4 protein-coding genes are annotated in these 5,140 nt (G+C 54.7%); all 4 read right to left on the reverse strand.

Annotation, left to right across the window (positions count from 1 at the left end; all coding sequences use genetic code 11):
* Nucleotides 1–1,206: 1,206 nt before the first annotated feature.
* From trpA to trpD, 4 genes are read right to left on the reverse strand one after another with little or no spacing between them, the layout of a single operon-like run.
* The gene (gene trpA, locus QZQ29_RS08770; protein WP_296962415.1) at nucleotides 1,207–1,977 is read right to left on the reverse strand and encodes a tryptophan synthase subunit alpha; all 771 of its coding nucleotides are present in this window, start codon (nucleotides 1,975–1,977) and stop codon (nucleotides 1,207–1,209) included.
* Between the two features lie 10 nt (nucleotides 1,978–1,987).
* On the reverse strand, nucleotides 1,988–3,169 hold the full coding sequence (trpB, locus tag QZQ29_RS08775) for a tryptophan synthase subunit beta (RefSeq protein WP_296962417.1): 1,182 nt from the start codon (nucleotides 3,167–3,169) through the stop codon (nucleotides 1,988–1,990).
* An 18-nt stretch (nucleotides 3,170–3,187) separates the two neighbouring features.
* Nucleotides 3,188–3,973 carry an indole-3-glycerol phosphate synthase TrpC gene (trpC, locus tag QZQ29_RS08780; RefSeq protein WP_296962419.1) on the reverse strand — a complete coding sequence of 262 codons (786 nt, stop codon included), beginning with the start codon at nucleotides 3,971–3,973 and terminating at the stop codon, nucleotides 3,188–3,190.
* Nucleotides 3,974–3,981: 8 nt separating this feature from the next.
* Nucleotides 3,982–5,004 (reverse strand): anthranilate phosphoribosyltransferase, encoded by a 1,023-nt coding sequence (gene trpD, locus QZQ29_RS08785; RefSeq protein ID WP_296962421.1) that lies wholly within the window; start codon nucleotides 5,002–5,004, stop codon nucleotides 3,982–3,984.
* Between the last annotated feature and the right edge of the window lie 136 nt (nucleotides 5,005–5,140).

Consider the following 5,140-nt stretch of genomic DNA (forward strand, 5'->3'; position numbering starts at 1 on the left):
CGACAAGTTCAAGGCGGCTGCAGGACTTTCCTGTATGCTCAGCGTTGGCGCCTGATTCTGAGAGGCCCGCAATACTGTCTGGCACGGATTTGTATCCGTGTTTTTGTGCTGTCATCTTTCCATAAACGAAAAGAGGCGATGAAGAAATGATTGATATTTCTTCATCGCCTCTTTTCCACTGTAAAAACTCCTGATTCGTCCCATGCTGATGCGCGGTAGGGCCTCAAGGTCACTTTCTTCAGTGAATCGGCCAGGAGCAGCCACCGAAGCGGAATATCTGTGTCGTCAAAGAAGAAAAAGTACGCTATATTGCCACCAGGATGTCTAACAGGTTTTTCCTCAGGAGTTTTTATGGAGTTTTCGGCGCGCCGGAGGGGTGAAATTCATGAAGGCTCCGTTCCTTTCCTCCCTGCTTCCATGGATTGTGCGCCGCAGGAATTGGAAAAGCTCTTCGCCAGGCCTTTTCGCCTCTCTGGTCATATAGTCCGGTGGACAGGATAGATGTATCAGGTATAAAAAGGGGCGCGGCTTCGCCGCAGGTTATGGCCGCCTGTCGGCGGCAGGTTATGTAGAAGGGTTATGAAAGAAAGGGTTCAGAGGGTTCAGAGGGTTCAGAGGGTTCAGAGGGTTCAAAGGGTTCAGAGGGTTCAGAGGGGAAGGTGGCGGCTTTGCCGCAGTTTATAGCCCCCTTCCTCAGGAAGGGGGCGCCGTTAGGCGACGGAGGAACAGCGTCAGTTCTTTTCGCAGATTTTCGGTGTTCCTCAGGGCTTCGCCCAGCTCCTTTCTGAGAAAGGAGCCTGCGTTACAGGATATACTTTTCTGTATCATATTGCTATTGCATAATAAACATTCTGCTGATTGGCTCACTGCGTTCGCCACCCCCTATCCGGCTACGCCGGACTCCCCCCTATTCAGGGGGCAGAATAAACCGCAGATAAGCGATCATGACATAAGCATTACAAGGCACAGAGCCGCTAAAACTTCCCCCTCCGGGGGAAGTGGTGCGTAAGCACCAATAGGGGTGCATTTCCCTCGCCCGAAGGGCGGTTGTATGGTTTTACTAGCTCACTAGTCCACTAGCCCACTAAATTTGTTTTATCCATACTGGCGGCGGAGCCGCCCACCTCAACCCTCACGGCTGAAGGCCGTGTCAAACTTAAGCCCCTTAAGAACCCTCGGCCCGAAGGGCCGTCACCCCTCCCGGTCTCACCGTACCGCTTCTTTCAGTCCTCCGATGTAGTCCATGAGGTCTTTATCTGCCTTATCCCCTTCTTTGTTGATGATATCCACTACGCCGCTGCCGGTGATGACGCCGTCGGCGAGGACTGCCATTTCTTTGGCCTGCTCGGGGGTGTGGATGCCGAAGCCGATGGCCACGGGGGTGTCGGTGGTTTCTCTGACGACTTTGATGATGTCTTTGAGGTCGGTCTTGATGTCGCCGCGCATGCCGGTGACGCCCATGGAGGAGACGACGTAGACGAAGCCGGTGGCGTCTTTGACGTTGGCGCGGATGCGTTCTTCGGAGGTGGGGGCCACCATCTGGATGATGTCTACGCCGTTTTCATCGGCCAGGGGGCGGATTTCCTTTGCTTCTTCGTGGGGAAGGTCGGGGATGATGACGCCGTCGATGCCGATTTCTCTGGCTTCCTGGAAGAATCTGTCCGCCGGATAGCGGAAGACGGGGTTGTAGTAGGTGAGGAGGACCAGGGGGATATGGGTGTGTTTCCTGATTTCTTTCACCGTTTCCATGACCTGGGGCAGGTGGATGTGGTTTGCCAGGGCTTTGACGTCGGCTTCCATGATGACCGGGCCGTCGGCGATGGGGTCGGAGAAGGGGACGCCCAGTTCGATGAGGGTGGCGCCGGCTTTTTCCATGTCCAGTACGTATCTCACGGTGTCTTCGAGGGACGGGACGCCGGTTGTCAGAAATGCGATTAATGCTTTACCGTTTTTGAATGCTTCGTTAATATGGCTCATAGTGTCCTCCTTAGTCGTGCAGGTTTTCTCCGCGGTAGCGGGCAATGGCTGCTACGTCTTTGTCGCCGCGGCCGGAAAGGGTGATGACGACGATGTCGTCTTTGTTCATGTCTTTGGCTTCTTTCAGTGCGCCTGCCACTGCGTGGGCCGATTCGATGGCGCAGATGATGCCTTCTTTTTTGGCCAGGTATTCGAAGGCCTGTACCGCTTCTTCGTCGGTGATGGCGATGTATCTGGCTCTGCCGATGTCATGGAGGTAGGCGTGTTCGGGGCTGACTCCCGGATAGTCGAGGCCTGCGGAAATGGAATAGACTTCGGTAATGTTACCGTCGTCGTCCTGGCAGAAGATGGATTTCATGCCGTGGAATACGCCGATGGAGCCTTTGCTGATGGTGGCTGCATGGTAGGGGGTGTCGATGCCTTTGCCGCCGGCTTCGCAGCCGATTAAGGAGACGCCGGCATCCTGGATGAAGGGGTAGAAGGTGCCGGCTGCGTTGGAGCCGCCGCCTACGCAGGCGTAGACTCTGGTGGGAAGGCGTCCGGTCCGTTCCAGTACCTGGGCTCTGGCTTCGCGGCCGATGCAGCTCTGGAAGTAGCGGACCATTTCCGGGAAGGGAGCGGGGCCTGTGGTGGATCCGATGATGTAGTGGGTATCATCGCAGCGGCGGCTCCATTCCTGCATGGCGGCGTTCACGGCGTCCTTGAGGACCCTGGAGCCGGTCTTCACTACGTGGACTTTGGCGCCCAGAAGTTTCATGCGGTACACGTTCAGTGCCTGTCTTTCGGTGTCGATTTCACCCATGAAGACTTCGCATTCCATGCCGAAGAGGGCGGCAATGGTGGCGGCTGCTACGCCGTGCTGGCCGGCGCCGGTTTCGGCGATGATCCTGGTCTTGCCCATGCGCTTTGCCAGGAGGGCCTGGCCGATGCAGTTGTTAATCTTGTGGGCTCCGGTGTGGTTCAGGTCTTCTCTTTTCAGGAAGATGCGGGGGCCGCCCAGGTCTTTTTCCATGTTTTCCGCTTCGTAGAGCATGGAGGGACGGCCGGTGTAATTGACAAAGAGACGGTGGAGTTCATCCTGGAATTCCCTGTCCTTTTTGCATTCTTCGAAGGCTTCGCCTACTCTGTTGACTTCGTTCATCAGTACTTCCGGAACATACTGTCCGCCGTATTCGCCAAATCTTGTTTTCATGTGTATTCCATCCTTTTCTTAAGAATTTTCCTGTATCATTTTCTGGAGGAGTCCGCTTCTGTCTTCGGCCCTCATAAGCATTTCTCCGATAAGCACGGCGTCCGCGCCGGCCTGTCTCATGCGGTGCACCGCTTTTTCATCGGTCATGCCGCTTTCGGAAACAAGGAGCACATCCTGTGGCACCATCTTTGCCAGCCTTTCGGTGGTTTCCATGTGGATGGTGAAGTCCCGGAGGTCCCGGTTGTTCACGCCCACGATGTTCGCGCCGGCTTTCAGCATACGCTCCATTTCCATTTCATCATGGGCTTCGGAGAGGACGTCCAGTCCCAGGTCCTTCGCCCTTTCCATGAAATCTTTGATTTCCTCATCTTTGAGGATGGCGGCGATCAGAAGGACGGCGGAGGCTCCCGCCAGGGCCGCTTCTTCTATCTGACATTCATCAATGATGAAATCCTTCCGGAGCACCGGGATGGTGACTTTCGACGCCACTTTTCTAAGGTAATTGATGTCTCCTTTGAACCATTTCGGTTCGGTGAGGCAGGAAATGGCGGAGGCCCCTGCCCTTTCGTATTCCTCGGCAATCTTTTCAAAGGGGAAATCGGGGCTGATGAGTCCTTTGGAGGGGGACGCCTTTTTCAGTTCGCAGATGAAGGAAAGACCGGGTTTGGAAAGGTTTCTGTAGAAAAGGTGCTCTTTCTTCGGAATGAAATCCTTGATTTTCCTGTGGATTTCATCGTAGTACCCCTCTTCTTTGAGCTCCCCTATGCGGCGCCTTGTTTCCTGTGCAATGTCGTCAAGAATCATGGTGCACCTTATTCGTTGGATACTTTAATGTAGGCTTCCATAGTTTTGTAGGCAGCGCCGCTGTCGATGAGCTCCGCCGCTTTCTTCACGCCCTCTGCCATGGTCTTCACCGCTCCTGCTGCATAGAGGGCAAGGCCGGCGTTCAGAAGCACCGCATTTCTCTTTGTGCCCTGGATTTTTCCGGAAAGGATGCCCTTCGTGATTTCCGCATTTTCTTCCGGCGTGCCGCCCACCAGTTCTTCTTTCTTGCCGCAAATGAGGCCGAAGTCCTCCGGCTTGATTTCACTGGTGCGGTAGTATCCGTTCTTCAGTTCGCATACCAGGGTGGGAGCACTGGGGGAAACTTCGTCCAGGCAGTCCATGCCGTGAACCACCACTGCCTTCTTCACGCCCAGCCGGTCAAGCACCTTGGCCACCGGTTCCACCAGGTATGCATCGTACACGCCCAGGAGGAAGTAGTCCGGATTGGCGGGGTTCGTCAGCGGTCCCAGAATGTTGAACACCGTGCGGAAGCCCAGTTCCTTTCTGATAGGTCCTACGTACTTCATGGCTGCGTGGTACTTCTGGGCGAAGAGGAAGCACATGCCCACCTTCTTCAGCATGTCCAGGGCCTTCTTAGGATCCTGGGAAATGTCAGCGCCCAGCGCTTCCTGCACATCGGCGGTGCCGCACTTGGAGGAAGCGGCCCGGTTGCCGTGCTTAGCCACCTTCACGCCCCCCGCTGCGACTACGAAAGCGGCAGTGGTGGAAATGTTGAAACTGTTGGACCGGTCTCCCCCGGTACCAACGATTTCCAAAACCTCCATGCCCGGATGGGGAACCGGTGTAGCATGCTCCCTCATGGCAGCGGCGCAGCCGGAAATCTCATCAATGGTCTCCGCCTTCGTGCTCTTCGTGGAAAGAGCAGCCAGGAATGCGGCGTTCTGGGTGGCCGTGGTTTCACCGTTCATAATTTCGTTCATCACATCATAGGCTTCTTTATAGGAGAGATCTCCCTTTCTGACGATTTTCTGGATAGCTTCTTTAATCATTTTGTATTCCTCCTGAACTGATATGCTCCCATATTTACAAGTTTGAAATTAAGGAAGCGCTGATTAAATCGTTATCGGATTTCATTCTTGTATTTTTATCCAATGCAAGGAATAAGTCGACGCGAATAGCGAGCTA

Origin of the sequence: uncultured Dialister sp. (assembly GCF_900538805.1) — a bacterium.
Lineage (GTDB): Bacteria > Bacillota > Negativicutes > Veillonellales > Dialisteraceae > Dialister.